The following is an 18,819-nucleotide window of genomic DNA, read 5'->3' on the forward strand; positions in this document are numbered from 1 at the left end:
CAGTCACTAATAGTGGCCAGCAGGGGGCTTTTTTGTTGTTTTAGAATTGTAGAAAGGGTTTATGATCGATCGTTAGGAACTAATTATTTAGCTAACTAAAGGGAAAAGGTGGAATTTTAAATGACAAATGCAACAGCAACAAAATTACATTATGATATCGTAGGTAGTTTTTTAAGACCAACTAAGTTAAAACAAGCACGTGAAGCTTTAAAAGCAGGCAAGATCTCGGCCGAACAATTGCGTCAAACAGAAGATCAAGCAATTAGAGATTTAGTAGCTAAAGAAAAAAGGCACGGTTTAAAGATCATAACTGATGGTGAATTTCGCCGCAGTTATTGGCATTTAGACACCTTTTGGGGATTTAATGGTATTAAGCATACAAAACCGGAGCATGGTTACTTTTTCCATGATGAAGAGACGAGAGCTGATTCGGCTCAAGTTGCCGGCAAGATTACGTTTAATCCGCAGCATCCCGATCTAGCAGCTTATAAATTTTTACATGAGCTGACTGGTGATGATGCAGAAGTTACTACGCGTCAGAGTATTCCAGCACCTGCACAATTGTATGCAGAGTTAATTCGCGGTGAAAAAAATCGTCAGGCGATTAAGAAGTACTACTCTGATGAGGAAGAGCTGATTGCTGATATAGGTAAAGCATATCATAATCTGTTGATTGCTTTGTATGATGCTGGGTGTCGTGATGTTAAATTTGACGACTGTACCTGGGGGATGGTTGTTGATGATAACTATTGGTCTAAACGTATTCAAGAAGGTTTTAGCCGTGAAAAACTTGCTGAATTGTATTTGAAAGTTAATAACGCAGCTTTGACTGATTTACCTAAGGATTTACGGGTCAGCACACATGTTTGTCGCGGTAACTATCATTCAACTTGGGCTGCTTCAGGTGGCTATGCACCGATTGCTGATTATTTGTTCTCTCGTGAAAATGTTCAGGCCTATTATTTAGAGTATGATGATAGCCGTTCTGGTGATTTTGCTCCGCTGGCTAAAGTGACATTGGGCAAAGATGTTGTGCTTGGATTAGTTACCAGCAAGCGCCCAGAACTGGAAGATCCCCAAACTTTAGTTAACCGAGTTAAAGAAGCCAGCCAATTTGTTCCACTAGAACACTTGTCCTTGAGTACACAATGTGGCTTTGCTTCGACTGAAGAGGGCAATAAGTTAACTGAGCAGCAGCAATGGGACAAAATTGAATTAGTTATTGAAACTGCAAACAAGATTTGGAAATAATAAAAAAGCTAATAATAATTGGTTACAATTAATTAGAACAATACAATGAATTTCAATAATTACAAATTAAAAAGATGAGTAACTTGCAAACACCATTCACAGAGAGACTAGGTTGATGAGAATAGTTAATGGAAGCACAAGCGAAGATGGTCTTTTAGAAAAATTTGGTGTGAACCTGCTTTGGGCAAGCATTGAACGGGAATTCCCGTTACAGGATCAGGGTTATAGCTATCAAAATATGACCTGTCGAGGATGATTAAAGTAATTTAGTTGTCGAAGAACGAGTGGTAACGCGATCAAACGCCTCGTAGTCAAAAATGACTGCGGGGCGTTTTTTAAGGAGAAAAAATGTGGAAATGGAAAAGATAGCTGGACTTTATATTGTTAGTTGAAGCTTCTTATTTTTGAATAGAGTTTCAAGACAAGTTTCAATTGAAAGTAGCTTCAGATATTTTATTAACTCACTATAAATTTAATAAATCAATTTTAATTTAATTTCAGAAAGGAATTATAAAAATGTCAGAATTCGATACTAAGCTAATTCACGGGAAAAAACAAAACGATAATACAACAGGGGCGGTTAATATTCCAATTTACAATTCATCAACCTACATCTTTCCAAAAGTTGATGCGAAAGTGCGCTGGGATTATGCAAGATCTGGCAATCCGACTCGTGCTTATTTGGAAGATCAACTAGCGCAGTTAGAAGGCGGTTATCAAGGATTTGCGTTTGCATCAGGGTTGTCAGCGATTCATGCAGTGCTGTCAATTTTTTCACCAGGAGATCACATTATAATCGGTGATACAGTTTATGGCGGAACTTTTCGATTGATCAATCAATTTTTCAAAAAATGGCAATTAGAGTTTACAGCTGTTGATACACAAGATCTTGAGCAGGTAAAAAATGCGGTTAAAACAAACACGAAAGCCATCTATTTTGAAACTTTTTCTAACCCATTGCTGCGAGTAACTAGTGTTCGTGAAGTTGCTAAAATAGCTCAAAAAAATAATTTATTAACGATTGTTGATAATACATTTTTAACACCATATTTGCAGCAGCCATTGAAATTAGGGGCTGATATAGTGGTTCATTCCGCAACGAAGTATTTAGGCGGACATTCAGATGTAGTTGCGGGAATCGTGGTTGCTAAAAAGCAAGAGTTAGCAGAGCGGATCTATTTTAATCAAAATGGAATTGGTGCTGTTTTATCTCCAGAATCTTCAAATTTAATTCGTCGCGGAATTCAAACATTAGCAGTCAGACTGGATCGTCATTTGAGCAATACTGCAAAAATTGTTGAATTTCTGCAAGGCAGAGACGAAATCAAAAGTATTTATTATCCAGGGATTCCCGGAACTAAGGATTATCAAGTTGCAAGTCTTGAAACCAGCGGTTATGGCGGGATTGTTTCTTTTGAGCTCCAAAATGGTTTAGATACGACTAAGTTTGTTGAAAGTCTAAATCTGATTCAATTAGCAGTTAGTTTAGGTGCCGTTGAAAGTTTGATCGAATTACCGTATAAAATGACACATGCTGAAATGTCAGAAGATGAGCAAAGAGAAATCGGTATTACATCGCAGTTAATTAGATTATCGGTGGGGATTGAGTCGCCCAATGATCTGATTAACGATCTTAAACAAGGCTTGGATTTACTTAATTACCAAAAAGAAGTGTGACAGAAGGTGAAATAATGTCTTTTAGTAAAAAGCGAGAAAATAGTTCGAATACTAGCGAAAAAAAATACTGGAAAAGTTGGAATATAAAATGGAATTTTTTCAGTATTCTCTCTGTTCTTGTTGCACTACTGGAAAACGTATTTATCAGTTCAAAAGAAAATGTCAATAATGGAAGCTACCGTATTTTTTTAGGATGTTATCTAATTTATTTAGTTTTTATCTATCTTGGAGGTCATTATTTCAGTTTAAAAGTGAGGCTGTTTGGAGGACATTTTGCTCAATTAAATTTTATACTTGGAATTTTATTATGCGTTCAGGATTTGTTAACAGAAAAATTCAGTATTTTTTCTTTACCTTATTTCGTGAGTTTTGCACAAGTTTTGGATCAAATAAATGAGGATAAAAGCTTACTTTTACAATCAACAGGAGCCTCTTTGCTGTTATGGTCGCTTAGTTTTGCATTCGGAACATTGATTGGGATCGTACTTGGAATTTTGATAGGTAGGTATCGACAATTCAATTATTGGTCCCTTCCGTTTCTAAAAGTTATCGGTATAATTCCTGCAGCAGCTTGGATGCCCCTGACAATGGTAATTTTTCCGACCAGTTATTTAGCCGAAATTTCATTGATCGTCCTCTCCGTTTGGTTCCCAGTTGCGTTTATGACAAAAGGTGGTGTAGAGAACATTTCACCTACTTACTTTGAAGCAGCACATACTTTAGGATTTAACGAAATTAGAATCATCAGAAAAGTTGTTATACCAGGGGCACTGCCTAATATTTTTGTCGGCATTTTTACAGCAACTGGGCTTTCCTTCACAATGCTGGTAATTTCAGAAATGGTTGGAGCGAGGGTTGGCCTAGGCTGGTACATAAATTGGGCCAAAGGAACAGGAAACTATACTCAGGTATATGCTGCTATTACAATTATGGCAATTTTATTTTCTTGTATTTTTATTGTTATAAATAAATTGCAAGGAACAGCTTTACGTTGGAGACCCACAGTGAATTAGGAGGGATGAATTTGGCTTTTTTGGACGTAAAGAATATCACTAGGGAACTGCTGAATAACAATAACAAAAAATTAAAAATTATAGATAACATAAATTTTTCGGTTGAAAAAGGAGAATTTTTATCAATTATTGGACCTTCTGGATGCGGTAAAACAACTCTTTTACGTCTTATTTCAGGATTAGATAGACCTGAAGAAGGACAAGTTACAGTGGCAGGGGAAAGAATCGTAAAGCCTGACGTGTCTCGAGGTTATGTTTTTCAAAATGGGGGATTGTATCCGTGGGAAACAATTGAAAAAAATATTAGTTTGGGCTTGGAAGCTGTCCAAGGAAGAAATTTCGACCGAAATCTAGTCAAACACTTTATTGAAATTATGGGACTTCAAAACTTTGAAAATGCGTATCCTAGTCAAGTATCTGGAGGAATGGCACAACGAACTGCTTTAGCAAGATCACTTATCTTGCAGCCACAGTTGCTGTTGCTTGATGAACCGATGGGGGCTTTAGATGCGTTTACTCGAGCTGATGTTCAGAATATTGTTTTCAAACTTTGGCGTGATACCAAGACAACTATGATTTTAGTTACGCATGACATTGATGAAGCAATTTACTTGAGTCAAAAAATTTTGGTAATGACTCCTCATCCAGGACGAGTAAAAGAAGTGGTGAAAAACGATCTGCCTTTTCCGCGAAAAAGAGACAGTACCAATTTTTTAAAACAAAGAAGAAAATTACAAGAAATACTTAGTTTTGAATAAAAAGGGGGATGACAATGAAAAAAGGAAGAGTTGTATGTGTAGCTTTTACGGTAATTTTAGTGGCAATTATTGGGTTGATTGCGGAGCTTAATTTTGATGGTTCTAGTGTGAAAGCAAGTTCTAAATATAAGTATGGGTCAATAACCGTTCCAGCAAAAAATGGAACTATTTGCGGAGCTCCTAATTATATTGCCTATGAAAAAGGTTTTTTTAAGAAAAATGGAATAAAAGCTAACCTAGTGGCAAAGCCAACAAATATAGGTGATCTTGAGGCTGGTTTTTCAAGTGGAAAATATGATGCATTAAATGGTGACTTTCAGTATCTGCCAGCAATTCAAAATGGAGCTCAAATCTTAGCAGCTGGTGGATTGCACCAAGGCTGTATTCAAGTACTTGTACCCAAAAATTCAAATATTCATAGCGTGAAGGATCTTAAAGGTAAGACGATAGGAACACCTGGTCAAGGGTCCACTGGTCAATATGTTGCAACGATTGCGCTTCAGCATGCGAAAATTGATCCCAAAACAGGGGTTACTTGGAAAACCTATGATTATGATTTGTTAACCAAAGCAGCTGAAAAAGGGGAAGTTGATGCAATTGCGAATGTAGATCCTTATGCATATCAAGCTGTAAAGCAAAGTCATTTTCGTGTAATTGCTGATAATAATAATAGTTCTAATAGTACCGCAATGGCAAAAATGGGCATGAAAAAGAGTGGATCTTGTTGTTACTTGTATTTATCGCAAAAATTGGTTAAAGAGAATCCTAAAAAAGCTGCAGCTATCGTAAAGTCATACAAAGAGGCGGCAAAATGGATCGACGCGCATCCAGCAGAAACTACAAATATTTTGCTAGATAAAAAGTATGTTGCAAAAACAAAATTTGTCAATAAGAAAAATGTGACTACTTTAATTAAAAGTTATCACTTCTCCTTGAAACAAGGATCTGGTAAAGAAGATTTGAAATATTATGCGGAGCAGTTGAAAAAAGCTGGATTTTTGAAGAAAAATACGAATGTTAATAAATTAGTCAAAAGTGCTTACTACACAAAGTAAGGTGAAAGCTAGTGAGAATCAAAGGAGAATATGAAAGCGAACTTTTGACTAAAATCTTTGTTGGATGGGGTTTTAGCAATAAGAAAGCGAGTCTGATAACAGAAGTTCTTAGTTATGCTGATTTGCGAGGAATCTATTCTCATGGAATCCAACGTTTAAAAATGTATGAAAAGAAAATAAAGGCAGGTTATATAAATCAAGAAGCAACAATACAAATAGTACGGCAAACTCCAAACTGCATTGTTGTCGATGCTCATCATGCCATGGGACAACTAGCTTCAATTGAAGTGATGGAGCGTATCATTAGAATGGCAAAAAAGAATGGGATTGCATTTGCTACTGTTAGAAACTCAAATCATTTTGGTGCGGCAGGCTATTATGCTGAAATGGCGAGTCGGTCTAAATTGATCGGCTTTGCTGCTACTAGTACTAACCCACTTTTAGTTCCGCCTGGGGGCAAAGCCCCTTTTTTGGGAAGCAATCCTTTTGCAGTATCTTTTCCAATGAAGAAAAATGATTTTGTTTTTGATGGAGCAACCTCAGCTGTTTCTTTGGGAAAAATCGAAGTTTTAGAAAAATTAAAGAAGCAGATTCCAGGAGAGTGGGCTGTTGCTGAAGATGGAAAGCTAGAAAAAAAGCCCAAAAATGTTTTGGATAATTTAACTAAAGAAAATCGAGCAGGGGGTGTCCTTCCAATCGGTGGACTGGAAGAGTCGAACAGTAACTACAAAGGTTTTGCAATTTCACTGATAGTTGAAATTATGACCTCAATTTTTGCACAAGGCTCGATTGCAGCTGATTTAGGGAATAAGAAGCATGATATAAGCCATTTTTTTATGGTTATTGATCCAACGCTGTTCATTAGCCTAAAACAGTTTAAAAATCATTTGTCGGATATGCTGGGACGAATAAAGAAAAGTGAGACGGTTGATGGGAAGCCAGTTACACTTCCAGGAGAAAAAGAGCAAATTGCTTTGCAGCAAAACAGCAAATATGGGATTGATTTAGATGTTGAAACTTTGAAAGAAGTTAGAAAAATCTGTGCCGCTTTGGAAATAGATTTTTAATTTAGGGAGGAAATTATTTTGAGTAACAATTTTGATACCAAAAAAATTCATAGTGGGTATCAACCCCAAAAACATAACTATTCTGCTACAGTTCCTATATATCAGAATGTTGCTTTTGACTTACATGACACTGAGCGGGCGGACAAAATAGCGCGAGGTGAGGAACCTGATGCTTTTATGTATTCTCGTGTCAACAATCCAACTGTTGATGTTTTCGAAAAAAGAATTGCTGAACTCGATGGTGGTGTAGGTGCAGTCGCTGTTAGTTCTGGAATGGCAGCAATTACTTATGCTATCTTGAATACAGCGGAAGGCGGTGGAAGAATAATTGCTCCGCTTGACATTTACGGAGCGGCTTTAGATGAGTTTAGAACACTATTGCCAAAGTTTGGTATTAACTTTGATTTTGTTGATGATATCAATGATTTTGAGAATATTGAAAGACTGATTAAACCCGATACCAAGGCTATCTATGCTGAAAGTGTTTCAAATCCCATCACCAATGTGGCTGATGTCACTAAGATAGCTGAACTCGCACATTCACATAATATTCCACTTATTATTGATAACACTTTTCCAACACCTTATTTATTTAATCCGATAAAACACGGAGCGGATATAGTGGTCTATTCCTCGACAAAGGGAATAAGCGGACATGGTAATGTTGTCTCAGGTTTAATTGTTGATGGGGGACAGTTTGATTGGAAAAAAGGAAAATTTCCGCAATTTTACGAAAATGAGATTACTTTAAAGAAAAAAGGAAGAAAGGATTTTAGTTTTGCTGCCGTTTATGGCAAAGAAGCTTACCTTCAACATCTAAGGACTAAATATTTAAGACTGATGGGTGGGGTTTTAAGTCCATTTTCAGCATATTTGGATTTGTTAGGACTAGAAACTATTTCTGAGAGAATCGGTAAAGAAGTAGCAACAAGTTTAAAGATTGCTCACTTCCTTGAAGAAAATGAGCATGTAGAACGAGTATTTAATTCTGGATTATTAAATACACCACAGGAAGAATTGGTAAAAAAATATTTTACTAAAGGTATCGGCACAATTTTTTCATTTAAGCTTAAGGGAAATATGAAAAATGTTACGGAGTTATTAAACAATGTAAAAGTTTTCACTTATTTGCCTAACGTAGGTGATAATCGGTCACTGATCGTTAATCCAAGCAGAGTAACACATCGGGAGATTCCGGAAAATGAACGCCAAAAACAGGAAATTTTGGATAATCTTATTCGACTTTCAATTGGACTTGAAGACTCATCTGATCTGATCGCAGATCTGGAACAAGCAATAAATAAAGCCTTTGAGGAGTGAAAAAATGCTTAAGGAAGAATACACAAAAAATATAAATGAAATCGTTGATTTGCGTCATTATTTTCATCAATATCCAGAATTGTCGAATAATGAATTCAACACAACTAAGAAAATTAAGCAGGTTTTAAATGGATGGGGAGTGACAATTCTCAATACAAACCTTAACACTGGTCTGTTGGCGGAAATAAAAGGAGAAAAACCAGGAACGATCATTGCTTTGCGTGCAGATATTGATGCTTTGCCTGTTCAGGAAGAAACAAATTTGATTTTCAAGTCGGCTAACGAGGGTGTGATGCATGCTTGTGGGCATGATCTGCATATGGCAAGTTTACTAGGTGCAATTCGTTTTTTTAAAGATCATCGAGATTTGATAAGGGGAACATTGAGATTTCTTTTTCAACCAGCTGAAGAAGCTGGCGGAGGGGCTGATCAAGTTCTCGCCAAAGATGTATTACATGGTGTTCAGGCTTTGATCGGGTTCCATAATAATCCTAACTTGCCCGTTGGAACGATTGCTTTACAACCAGGACCGATGATGGCAGGGTGCTATAAATTTGAAATAAAAATCAAAGGCCAGGGTTCGCATGGGGCTAAGCCAGAAAAAAGTAGAGATCCAATTACTGCCATGGCAACAATTATTTCTAGTTTGCAAACAATTGTAAGTCGAAATATTAATCCGCAAGATGCAGTAGTGGTAAGCGTTACTCATGTTAATGCAGGAAAAGTATGGAATGTTATTCCAGATGAGGCCTATGTCCAAGGAACTGTACGCTTATTTGACCATGAAAATGCAGTTTTAGTTAGGGAAAAATTATTTGAATTGGTAAATGGGATTGCTCAGGCTTATGGGCAAAAGGCAGAACTTGATTGGAGTGAACGGGCATTACCTATTAACAATGATTTGATGCTTACGCACGCGGTAATTGATGACTTGTCTTTTAAGGTAAGACAACCTCTTTTATCCATGGCAGGTGAAGATTTTGCTACTTATCAAAAAGAAATTCCGGGTGTTTTTGCTTTTGTCGGTTCAAATGGAGCAGCTGATGCAGCGGATTGGCATAAACCAGATTTTATAGGTTTAGATGAAACTATTCCAACTGGCATTGAATATTTTGTTGAGGCTACACAAGGATTAATGAAATATTTAAACAATAAGTGAAATAGCAGCGAATGTTAGTTTTAATTAGTGGGTCTAACAATGAAAGTGGGCAACTTTCCAGTGTCAAAAATTTAAAAGCCTTGTCAAGTAAGGGAGGACAGAGTTTTGGTAAAGATTATTGCATATCATGTTCGTCAAGATGAACAGCCATTTGTCGAGGAATGGAGCCGGAAAAATCATGTAGAAGTAAAAAGTGTTCCATTTGAACTTCATTCAGAGACTGTTCACTACACACAGGGATACGATGGAATTATTTACAAACAACGAAGCCGTCTAGATAGTGACGGAAGCATCTATAAAACCTTAAAAAATTATGGTATTCAACAATTGTCCTGTCGTTCAGCTGGTGTTGACACAATAGATTTTAAAGCGGCAGCGGCAAATGATATTATTGTAACTAATGTGCCTTCATATTCACCGCATGCTGTGGCTGAGCTGGTTTTGATGCAAGCATTGCAGCTTATTAGGCATTACCCTGAATTTAAAGCTCGTTTAGATAAGAATAACTATGTTGTTGACGGTTTGCGATCCAGAGAAATATCGGAATATGTAGTCGGTATTATTGGTGTTGGTCGAATCGGCAGTACTGTAGCTCATATTTTTCATGCACTTGGTGCTACGGTTCTTGGCAACGACTTAATCGAAAAGCCAGAGCTTGAACAAGCTGGTGTTTTGAAATATGTCTCAAAAGAGGAAATATATCAAAGAGCCGATATAGTAACATCCCATGTTTATCTAAGTCAGCAAAACGTTCATTTGCTCGGGCAAAAAGCTTTTGCACAAATGAAGCCGACTTCTTTTCTAATTAATGATTCTCGTGGGCCTGTAGTTGATACTGCTGCTTTGGTGAATGCACTTGAAAAGAAGCAGATTGCTGGGGCAGCGATTGATGTAGTTGAAGATGAAACCAAAATTTTTAATTTAAAATTTAATGGAGTAACGCCAGTGGAGAACTATAATCATCTCAAACGACTTTCCAATGTGATTTTAACACCGCATATTGGCTTTTATACAGATATAGCAGTTGAACGAATGGTCAAACAGTCTCTAAATGATGCTTTAACAATTATTCAGGGTGGTCATAGTTCGCATGAAATAAACTTCAAGGGAGAATAAGATGGTAGAGTTCAGACAAATGACGATCGCAGATTATGATCAGGCCTATGCATTGTGGGAAAAAACACCAGGGATGCATTTACAATCTTTGGATAATTCCCGTGCAGGAATTCAGCGCGTAATTGATCGAAATCCGGATTTATGCTTCGTAGCTGAAGAGAAAAATAGAATAGTTGCGACTGTTTTAGGAGCAACGGATGGTAGAAAGGGATATTTTTATCATGTTGCAGTTGCAACCGAATACCAAAAAAAACATATTGGTTCGCATTTGATCACACAAGTTTTAGCCGGTTTTAAGGTAAAAAAAATCACAAAAGTTGGTTTATTTACCGTGATCAATAATTCAGCGGGACAGGAATTTTGGCAACATTTAGGTTTTAAAGAGCGTCCTGACATTAAATACTTTGATCTTGATTTATAATTTGTTGATATAGTAAGGAGATGGTATTATGACCCAAAATAATGCGTGTGATTTTCGCTCTGGGGGAAATACAGTTATCACTAAGCAAACAGTAACTATAGATAAACGTTTTTCAACACAGGAGCTGCCAATTGAAGCAAATCGTTATCGTCTTATTCTAGGAGGGTTTTGCCCATGGGCTACTCAAGTTGCAATAGAGATCGACTACTTAGGATTGGATCAGGTTATTTCTAAAGGAGTTATTTGGCCTTTGCGACGTGCCAATAATCATGCTGATTGGATGTTTGGTGCCAAAGATACTGATCAAGATCCGGTTTTAAAAACAACGAAACTTTCACAAAACTATCAAAAGGCAATTCCTGATTTTGCTGGTCGACCGAGTGTGCCAGCTTTGATCGATATTAAAACCGGGCAGGTTGTTAACAATGTTACAGATGTCCTTTTAGATGAGTTAGCACTTGTTTGGGACAAATTCAGCAATCAGAACCAAGAATTATTTTATCCGCAGGAACAGCAAAAAAAATTTAAAACAGCTGCCAACGAGATACTGCACAAAATAAATGAAATTCCTGGCAAAATTCTGAATATTGGTTCACAAAATGAATATGAGAAATTAGCTACAACATTTTTTAATCAATTAGATAAATTTGAAATAATATTGCAACACCAGTCTTACTTGTGGGGAGACAATCTAACTCAACTTGATATAAGGTTATTTGCGAGTTTAGTCAGATTTGATTTGGTTTATTATTATCAAAATAAACTAAATTATCGGTGCTTAACTGATTATCCGGCATTATGGGCCTATGCAAAACGTCTGTACCAGGTTCCAGCTTTTAAAAATAATACAGATTTTTATGACATCAAACAGCATTTCTATCGAGTCGATGACCACATTATTGACTCAATTGAGCGGGTTATACCTTTATTAGATGAAAATAAATGGAACGACTAACAATATTAATTTGATGTCAACTCTCAAAAAAATTATTTTTAATATAATTTCCGCAGTAAACAGGTACAGCAGTATAAAATATTAAAAATGTACAGAAAGCAGTTAAGACGACCTAGTTATTAAATAACGAGTGGCAACGTAATGTATCGCCTCGTGGCAATCTGGCCAGGAGGCTTTTTGGAAAGGAGGCCGTTTTTGATGTGCAGATTAAGGAAACAAAAAATCAGTCGCTGGCTGATATTTTGGCACGGATCAGGCCAAGCAGTGACGGATATGTTCCAAGAACTTTAGTAAGGATAAATTAAGTAATAAGTTTAAGAATTGTAACTTTAGAGAGGAGGTAAATGATGGATACGAACATTATTCAAGCAGCAATACCAAAATTTATTGAAGGCTTCAAAGTGACGATCTGGTTATCATTGATTGGAATTATAGGGGCGCTAATTGTTGGTTTGATTTGCAGTTTGCTGCAGTATTTTAAAGTACCGATTGTCTCCAAAATTATTTCTGCATATATCGAGCTATCACGAAATACGCCTTTGTTAATTCAACTTTTTTTTCTTTATTATGCTTTCCCAGTGATTGGGCTGAAATTATCAGCAACTTTTTGCGGTTTTATTGGGTTGACTTTTCTAGGTGGTAGTTATATGTCAGAAGCCTTCAGCGGCGGATTTAATGGTGTGTCCAATACTCAGATTGATGCGGGAAAGGCCATTGGCATGAGTCGTCGTCAGTTAGCGCGTTATGTGGTTTTTCCGCAGGGGCTTTCTCTAAGTATGCCAGCGTTATCAGCTAATATAATTTTTTTAATTAAAGAAACATCAATTTTTTCAGTAATCGCTATTCCAGAATTAACCAATACAGCGTTGGATTTAATTGGAATTTATTATCGAAGTAATGAATATCTGTTAATGCTTGTGATTGCATATGCTATTATTTTAATTCCGCTATCAATTGTCTTAACGATTCTTGAAAGGAGAGTCCGTTATGGATCATTTGGGAACTAGTGTATTATTTGCGGGCAATAATTTTTCACGTTTGCTGGGGGGACTTTGGACAACTATTTGGATCGCACTTTTAGCATTATTGATAGGATTGATATTGGGAACTTTTTTAGGTATGATGCGCACATTTAAGAATCGTCCAGTTCGTTTGATTCTGCGTCTTTATTTAGAATTTTTTCGGATTGTGCCAACAGTGGTTCTTTTGTTTTTAGCGTATTATATTTTACCGCGTCAGCTGAATATTAATTTACCGGCTGAACAAGTCGCAGTTTTGACATTTGCTTTGTGGGTGGCTGCTGAGTTCAGCGATATTGTTCGCGGAGCTTTGATTTCTGTTCCAAAGCATCAGCGTGAATCTGGGTTAGCTATTGGCTTAACTCATTGGCAATTATTTCGTTATGTTTTACTACCGCAAGCATTGACCTTAGAATTACCAGCAACAATCAATTTAGCAACACGTGTTGTTAAAACAACTTCTTTGTTGATGCTGATCAGTGTGATGGATGTAATCAACATTGGGCAGCAAATTATTGAGGCTAACGGGCAGTCACATCCTAATGGAATATTTTGGGTGTATGGTTTAATTTTTTTCTTCTATTTCATAGTTGATTATCCATTGTCATTACTGGCAAAAAAGTTGAATGCTGCAAATCAGCATTAATTGGAGGGGCATTTAATGGCAAAAGAAATTTTGCGTGTTGAAAAGTTAAATAAATTTTATGCAAAACAGCAAATTCTATATGATGTTGATTTTTCAATCGCTCAGGGTGAGGTTTTAGCATTATTGGGGCCTTCAGGATCTGGTAAAAGCACTTTAATCCGTTGTTTAAATGGTTTGGAGGAATTTAGTACTGGCGATTTGTTTTTTGACGGTCAGAAAATGGTTCCAACTGAAAAAAATTGGCAACAAATTCGTCAAAAAATAGGAATGGTTTTTCAAAGTTATGATTTATTTTCTAATCTAACTGTTTTAGAAAATATTGTGCTCGGTCCGATTAAAGTTCAAAAAAAGAGTCGTTCACAAGCAGTCCAGATTGCAACTCGTTTGCTGAAAAGAGTTGGATTAGCAGATTATTTGCAAACCTATCCGCGCCAACTATCAGGCGGACAAAAACAACGAATTGCTATTGTGCGCGCATTAGCTCTTCATCCAGAGGTAATGTTATTTGACGAAGTGACAGCTTCGTTGGATCCGGAAATGGTTCGCGGCGTTTTAGAGATCATCAAAGAGCTTTCAGAAAAAGATAATATGACAATGATAATTGTTACACATGAGATGAACTTTGCCGAGCAAATTGCCGATCGAGTGCTTTTTTTAGAAGATGGACACATATTAGAAAATACTCCAAGTAAACAGTTCTTTGTCAACTCACAAACCGAGCGAGCCAGGGAATTCTTGGAAAGTATGAAATTTTAAATAAAGGGGAGTAAGAAATGAAAAAATTTAATTTGAAAAAAATAATAACAACAGGAATTGTTTTAGGAATATCAACTTTATTTTTGACGGCTTGTGGTTCCTCAAGTAAGTCAGGTTCAGCAGCATCAAATTCCAATAATTCAAGTTCAGTTGCGGCTATCAAAAAACGTGGCACAATTAAGGTCGCTGTTTTTGGTGATTTGAAGCCGTATGGCTGGGTTAATAAAGACGGTAAGCGTGTAGGATATGATATCACTTTAGCACGCAGAATTGCTAAAGATCTCGGCGTTAAAATTAAGTTTGTACAAGTTAATGCTGACAGCCGGGTAGATGCTTTGTCATCTAATAAAGTTGACTTAGTATTAGCTAATTTTACAGTTACAAGTGAACGTAAGCAGGTTGTCGATTTTGCTAAAGCATACATGAAGGTTTCTGTCGGAGTTGTTTCACCTAAAAATGCATTGATTACTAATGCTGAACAATTAAAGAATAAAACAGTAATTGTCAGCAAGGGGACAACCGCTGAGACTTATTTTACTGAAAATCAGAAGAGTGTTAGTTTACTGAAATTCGATTCCAAAACGCAGCAGTTTAATGCTTTAAAAAATAAACGTGGTGTAGCCTTAGCAGATGATAATACTTATTTATACGCGTGGGCAAAAGCACATCCAACTTATCAGGTGGGGATAAAACAACTGGGTGATAGTTCATCTATTGCTCCAGCAGTTAAAAAAGGAAATAAGTCTTTGCTGAACTGGACCAATAAGGAGATCAGCAAACTCGACAAGCAAGGTTTCTTTGAGAAAGCATACAATAATGATTTAAAACCATACTTTAGTTCAGATGTAAAAGCATCAGATGTAATTATCGAAAAATAAAGACAACACAGACATTGTTTCCTTTTATAATTATAAAAGAAATATTGAAGAAAAGTGTGCCAACAGTCGGTTTAGGGTTTTAACTGCAAGTTTCAAACAACTAACTCGACAGCTGAGCGGAAGTGTTTGACTACTGAAACACATTAATTTGGATAATATAAGTTTAAAATAAGAGATGGATCAAAATTTATATTTTGATCCATCTCTTATTAATTTATTATAGTATTTAAAGATTAACTATAATTGCTACATTTTTAAACTTCAGTCGATTGCAACAAAAATTTTTAATTACTTGATGCTCGCATTTCGATAGAATAATACAGTTCCATATGGTGAAATTTGCAAGCCTTTGACCTTACTTTTCAGCAGGTAAGACATTCCACCTTGATAAACCGGTGCAGTAAATGCATCTTTTTGTAGTAATTGTTTTTCTGCTTGAATCAAAGTTGACCAGCGCTTTACAGGGTCGGTAGCGTAAGTAGTAGCGGCCTTGTCCAACAAGTTGCTAAAGTTGCTGTTGTTATAGTCATCATCCAAATGATATTGTCCGCCATCACTAATAAAGTTAACTGGATCAGCATAATCTGGCTGCCAAGTCCCGTAAACAATATCGTAATTGTGTTCGGTTGTAGCCGCTAAACGAGATTTCAATGGAATCGACTGCAAACTAACGGTTAAGCCTGGTAAATTTGTTTCTAATTGACTTTGCAGATATTCGCCAATCTGCTTGGAATCAGTTGTATCAGAAGTCAAGAGTTGAATATTGATTTTGCTGCTGCCAAGCTCTTTTTTGGCTTCTGCCCATTCTTTCCGTGCCTCTTTTAGATTATAAGTCAGCATATTACCAGCATCTTGACGATAATCATTACCTGTTTTGGAGTTAAAAGCAAAATTTTTGGGTACAATCCCGTTTAATGGTGACCCGACATGAAGTATATTCTTAACTAACGAGTTTTTGTTAAATGCCATGGCAATTGCTTTACGAAAATGAACGTTAGCAGTTGTTTTTCGATGAACGTTAAATGACATATATCCAATAAGCGGAATTGTTTTAGAATGGTAGCCAGCAGTGTGCTCATATTGTCTTATGTAATCTGTAGTCAGCATTGCATAGTCTAATTTATTGGTCTGATAGAGCTTACCGGCGGTTGAAGAATCTTTGACGACCTGAACATTAATTTTTTGGAGCTTAACGTCCTTCTTGCCCCAGTATTTTTGATTTTTAACGTACGACCATTTAAGATTGGTCCCAGTCCAGTTTCTAACTACAAAAGGCCCATTATAAACAGTTTTGGTTGATGAAGTGCCATAATCACTACCATATTTTTCAACGATTTTTTTATCTTGTGGATAAAATGGAGCTCCAGTCATTAATTCAGAGAAATAGCTGATTGGGGATTCTAGAGTAACTTGCAATTTGTATTTACCTAGAGCTTTGATTCCAAGATCTTTGGTAGGAAGTTTTCCTTCAGCGATCTGAGTTCCATTTTTAATTGGTTGAAATCGTTGAGAATTCGGTGATGCAGCCGTTGGATCAACCATCTTTTGCCAAGCATAAACGTAATCTTCAGCAGTTACCGAATCGCCATTTGACCATTTAGCATTTTCCCGTAAATTAAATGTATAGGTTTTTTGATCCTTGCTGACTGAGACACTCGAAGCTCCAGCTAGTACTGGTTTATTTTTTGCATTAAACCGGTACAATCCTTCAAAGGAATTCTCTAAAGCTTCTAAACTAGTGGTGTCACTGTATTTGGTGGTGCTAAGTGTCGCCATTTCAGCGTTGGTTGCGACTTTTAGGACCTGTTTTGAATTACTGGAAGAGCTGCTTTTTCCGCAAGCAGCCAGCATTAACAAACTCGTTAATGCAACCCCCGCTAACGCTAATAACCTTTTTTTCATAAGATTGCCCCCTCTTGAATTAAATATTACCATCAAATAAATTCAAAGAGCCCTCGGTCTGTTTGCGACCGGGGGCTCTATTATGGACTAAAAAATGCTTTTAGATAATAGAGTTTTCCTACTTCAAGACCGGCACATCAAATAATATGTTGTAGTTTTTACAACATGGACAACAATTATACATTGTTAAACTTTGATGGTAGGCCATAACAGAAACTCCCTTCGAAATTATTAATGATACCTTTAGGTTAATTGTTTAAATCACGGCTGTCAACTAATAATTAACGGTTTCTTGATAACAAATTTTTGCATCATGCCTTGTATCGAAACATAAAGCCTGTTACTATCACTTTAACTGAAACTAAATTTTAGATAGAGTGGATGATGATTTGATGTCAAAAAAAAATATTATTGGAATTCCTGCTGGAGTTATGCTTTCCAAAGGTACACGGAGATATTATATTAATGAAGCGGATGTTCGTGGAATAACTAAGGCTGGGGGAGTGCCAGTAATGATACCCAGTGAAGCCACTGCAGACATAGATTATTATGTAAGAACCTGTGATGGTTTCTTTTTTACTGGTGGTCCAGATGTTTTACCCACTTTTTATGGAGAGGAACCACATGCAAAAATGGGATTCAGTGATATTCAACGTGATCGTTTAGAATTGAGCTTAGCAAAGGAAGCTCTGACTGCGGGGAAAAAAATGCTGGGAATTTGTCGGGGAATGCAGGTTATTAACGTAGCACTGGGCGGAACACTTTACCAAGACTTAGAAAGTGAATATGATAGTAAACACAATCATTTGATTAAGCATTTTCAAGCTGCACCATCTGCAGAACCAACCCACTATGTGGCAATCAAATCAGGAACACGCCTGAATAAACTTTATGGTTCAAACTGGCTGGTCAATAGTCGGCATCATCAAGCTGTTAAAGAAACTGCTAAAGGCTTAAAAGTAACCGCGACTGCTGGTGATGGAGTCATTGAAGGACTTGAGAGTGAAAATAACGATCAAATTTTTGCTGTTCAGTGGCATCCAGAAATGCTAGTGGCAACAGATGAAAAGATGCAGATGATTTTTGATGAGTTTATGAAATAAGTAGTTTAAAATTTAGAACATGGAGAGTTCTAAATTTGGTGATGTTTATTAAATAATTTGTGTTCAAGCGAAGAAGTCTGACTATTAAAAGTAAAAGACGTTAACCTGCGTAATAAAAGGGTAAGAAGAACTAGATCAAAATATAACTTTTGATCTAGTTCTTTTTATGTGATCAAAGTCCCTTGATAAGCAGGTGCTAAATGTCGCTTGTAAATTAAACCTGAAAATAAAAAATTTGAATTAAATACATTTTTTAAAAGTTAATCCTTGACTTGGAGTTCACTCCAAGGTGTTCAATTAACTTGTATAAAAAAGAAGGAGTTGTCAATTATGGAATTTAAGAAGCTTAATGATGGTAACAAAATGCCAATGCTAGGATTCGGGGTTTTCCAAATTGCGGATTTGAAAACAGCTGAACAAGCAGTCGTTGATGCTATTGATGTTGGGTATCGTTTGATAGATACAGCCGCTTCATATGGTAATGAAGAAGCAGTCGGAAAAGGTATCAAGTGCAGTGGAATCAAACGTGAGGACCTATTCGTTACAACAAAATTATGGGTTTCAGATACAGGGTATGAAACAACAAAGAAAGCTTTTGAAACCTCACTGCGTAAACTTCAATTGGATTATCTTGATTTGTATTTAATTCATCAACCATTCGGTGACGTTTATGGATCTTGGCGTGCAATGGAAGATCTGCAAAAAGAAGGCAAGATTAAGTCA

The 18,819-nt window shown here is 36.5% G+C and carries 18 protein-coding genes; 17 read left to right on the top strand and 1 reads right to left on the bottom strand.

Going from position 1 to position 18,819, the window contains the following annotated elements; genetic code table 11:
- Positions 1-120: 120 nt before the first annotated feature.
- From FD20_RS09165 to FD20_RS09235, 15 genes are all read left to right on the top strand, one after another.
- Positions 121-1,251, top strand: coding sequence for a 5-methyltetrahydropteroyltriglutamate--homocysteine S-methyltransferase (locus tag FD20_RS09165; protein WP_057737926.1), 1,131 nt, complete (start codon positions 121-123; stop codon positions 1,249-1,251).
- A gap of 516 nt (positions 1,252-1,767) precedes the next feature.
- The gene (locus FD20_RS09170; protein WP_057737927.1) at positions 1,768-2,928 is read left to right on the top strand and encodes a trans-sulfuration enzyme family protein; all 1,161 of its coding nucleotides are present in this window, start codon (positions 1,768-1,770) and stop codon (positions 2,926-2,928) included.
- 14 nt (positions 2,929-2,942) lie between these two features.
- A complete protein-coding gene (locus FD20_RS09175; protein WP_057737929.1) occupies positions 2,943-3,941 on the top strand; it encodes an ABC transporter permease in 999 nt (332 codons plus the stop codon).
- An 11-nt stretch (positions 3,942-3,952) separates the two neighbouring features.
- The gene (locus FD20_RS09180) at positions 3,953-4,699 is read left to right on the top strand and encodes an ABC transporter ATP-binding protein (RefSeq protein ID WP_187327353.1); all 747 of its coding nucleotides are present in this window, start codon (positions 3,953-3,955) and stop codon (positions 4,697-4,699) included.
- Between the two features lie 14 nt (positions 4,700-4,713).
- Complete coding sequence (locus tag FD20_RS09185) at positions 4,714-5,754, top strand: ABC transporter substrate-binding protein (protein ID WP_057737933.1); 1,041 nt, start codon at positions 4,714-4,716, stop codon at positions 5,752-5,754.
- An 11-nt stretch (positions 5,755-5,765) separates the two neighbouring features.
- Positions 5,766-6,821, top strand: a complete 1,056-nt coding sequence (locus tag FD20_RS09190; protein WP_057737935.1) for an Ldh family oxidoreductase — start codon at positions 5,766-5,768, stop codon at positions 6,819-6,821.
- 18 nt (positions 6,822-6,839) lie between these two features.
- Positions 6,840-8,141 carry an O-acetylhomoserine aminocarboxypropyltransferase/cysteine synthase family protein gene (locus tag FD20_RS09195; protein ID WP_057737936.1) on the top strand — a complete coding sequence of 434 codons (1,302 nt, stop codon included), beginning with the start codon at positions 6,840-6,842 and terminating at the stop codon, positions 8,139-8,141.
- A gap of 4 nt (positions 8,142-8,145) precedes the next feature.
- Positions 8,146-9,300: an amidohydrolase gene (locus FD20_RS09200; RefSeq protein ID WP_057737938.1), complete on the top strand. Its 1,155-nt coding sequence runs from the start codon at positions 8,146-8,148 to the stop codon at positions 9,298-9,300.
- 105 nt (positions 9,301-9,405) lie between these two features.
- Positions 9,406-10,416, top strand: a complete 1,011-nt coding sequence (locus tag FD20_RS09205) for a D-2-hydroxyacid dehydrogenase (RefSeq protein ID WP_057737940.1) — start codon at positions 9,406-9,408, stop codon at positions 10,414-10,416.
- A gap of 1 nt (position 10,417) precedes the next feature.
- Positions 10,418-10,837, top strand: coding sequence for a GNAT family N-acetyltransferase (locus FD20_RS09210; protein WP_057737942.1), 420 nt, complete (start codon positions 10,418-10,420; stop codon positions 10,835-10,837).
- 28 nt (positions 10,838-10,865) lie between these two features.
- Positions 10,866-11,792: a glutathione S-transferase C-terminal domain-containing protein gene (locus FD20_RS09215; RefSeq protein WP_057737944.1), complete on the top strand. Its 927-nt coding sequence runs from the start codon at positions 10,866-10,868 to the stop codon at positions 11,790-11,792.
- A 347-nt stretch (positions 11,793-12,139) separates the two neighbouring features.
- Complete coding sequence (locus FD20_RS09220) at positions 12,140-12,799, top strand: amino acid ABC transporter permease (protein WP_057737946.1); 660 nt, start codon at positions 12,140-12,142, stop codon at positions 12,797-12,799.
- Complete coding sequence (locus FD20_RS09225) at positions 12,780-13,457, top strand: amino acid ABC transporter permease (RefSeq protein ID WP_057737948.1); 678 nt, start codon at positions 12,780-12,782, stop codon at positions 13,455-13,457. The genes FD20_RS09220 and FD20_RS09225 overlap by 20 nt, the downstream gene beginning before the upstream one ends.
- 15 nt (positions 13,458-13,472) lie before the next feature.
- Positions 13,473-14,213 carry an amino acid ABC transporter ATP-binding protein gene (locus FD20_RS09230; RefSeq protein ID WP_057737949.1) on the top strand — a complete coding sequence of 247 codons (741 nt, stop codon included), beginning with the start codon at positions 13,473-13,475 and terminating at the stop codon, positions 14,211-14,213.
- A 17-nt stretch (positions 14,214-14,230) separates the two neighbouring features.
- Positions 14,231-15,091: a transporter substrate-binding domain-containing protein gene (locus tag FD20_RS09235; protein ID WP_057737951.1), complete on the top strand. Its 861-nt coding sequence runs from the start codon at positions 14,231-14,233 to the stop codon at positions 15,089-15,091.
- 288 nt (positions 15,092-15,379) lie between these two features.
- Here FD20_RS09235 and FD20_RS09240 read toward each other — a convergent pair whose 3' ends face one another.
- Positions 15,380-16,993, bottom strand: coding sequence for a peptide ABC transporter substrate-binding protein (locus tag FD20_RS09240; RefSeq protein WP_057737953.1), 1,614 nt, complete (start codon positions 16,991-16,993; stop codon positions 15,380-15,382).
- A 392-nt stretch (positions 16,994-17,385) separates the two neighbouring features.
- Between FD20_RS09240 and FD20_RS09245 the strand changes: the two genes are divergently transcribed.
- Together FD20_RS09245 and FD20_RS13820 are read left to right on the top strand one after the other, a co-directional pair.
- A complete protein-coding gene (locus FD20_RS09245; RefSeq protein ID WP_057737955.1) occupies positions 17,386-18,096 on the top strand; it encodes a gamma-glutamyl-gamma-aminobutyrate hydrolase family protein in 711 nt (236 codons plus the stop codon).
- 330 nt (positions 18,097-18,426) lie between these two features.
- Positions 18,427-18,819, top strand: a 393-nt coding sequence (locus FD20_RS13820; protein ID WP_235807751.1) for an aldo/keto reductase, incomplete at its 3' end; no start/stop codon positions are given.

It is taken from the genome of Liquorilactobacillus uvarum DSM 19971, assembly GCF_001434935.1.
Classification (GTDB): domain Bacteria; phylum Bacillota; class Bacilli; order Lactobacillales; family Lactobacillaceae; genus Liquorilactobacillus; species Liquorilactobacillus uvarum.

Bases quoted from the DNA above. Each gene is read 5' to 3' on its own strand.
- FD20_RS09165 (WP_057737926.1), top strand. From the start codon at position 121: ATGACAAATGCAACAGCAACAAAATTACATTATGATATCGTAGGTAGT.
- FD20_RS09170 (WP_057737927.1), top strand. From the start codon at position 1,768: ATGTCAGAATTCGATACTAAGCTAATTCACGGGAAAAAACAAAACGAT.
- FD20_RS09175 (WP_057737929.1), top strand. From the start codon at position 2,943: ATGTCTTTTAGTAAAAAGCGAGAAAATAGTTCGAATACTAGCGAAAAA.
- FD20_RS09185 (WP_057737933.1), top strand. From the start codon at position 4,714: ATGAAAAAAGGAAGAGTTGTATGTGTAGCTTTTACGGTAATTTTAGTG.
- FD20_RS09200 (WP_057737938.1), top strand. From the start codon at position 8,146: ATGCTTAAGGAAGAATACACAAAAAATATAAATGAAATCGTTGATTTG.
- FD20_RS09210 (WP_057737942.1), top strand. From the start codon at position 10,418: ATGGTAGAGTTCAGACAAATGACGATCGCAGATTATGATCAGGCCTAT.
- FD20_RS09215 (WP_057737944.1), top strand. From the start codon at position 10,866: ATGACCCAAAATAATGCGTGTGATTTTCGCTCTGGGGGAAATACAGTT.
- FD20_RS09220 (WP_057737946.1), top strand. From the start codon at position 12,140: ATGGATACGAACATTATTCAAGCAGCAATACCAAAATTTATTGAAGGC.
- FD20_RS09225 (WP_057737948.1), top strand. From the start codon at position 12,780: ATGGATCATTTGGGAACTAGTGTATTATTTGCGGGCAATAATTTTTCA.
- FD20_RS09230 (WP_057737949.1), top strand. From the start codon at position 13,473: ATGGCAAAAGAAATTTTGCGTGTTGAAAAGTTAAATAAATTTTATGCA.
- FD20_RS09235 (WP_057737951.1), top strand. From the start codon at position 14,231: ATGAAAAAATTTAATTTGAAAAAAATAATAACAACAGGAATTGTTTTA.
- FD20_RS09240 (WP_057737953.1), bottom strand. From the start codon at position 16,993: ATGAAAAAAAGGTTATTAGCGTTAGCGGGGGTTGCATTAACGAGTTTG.
- FD20_RS09245 (WP_057737955.1), top strand. From the start codon at position 17,386: ATGTCAAAAAAAAATATTATTGGAATTCCTGCTGGAGTTATGCTTTCC.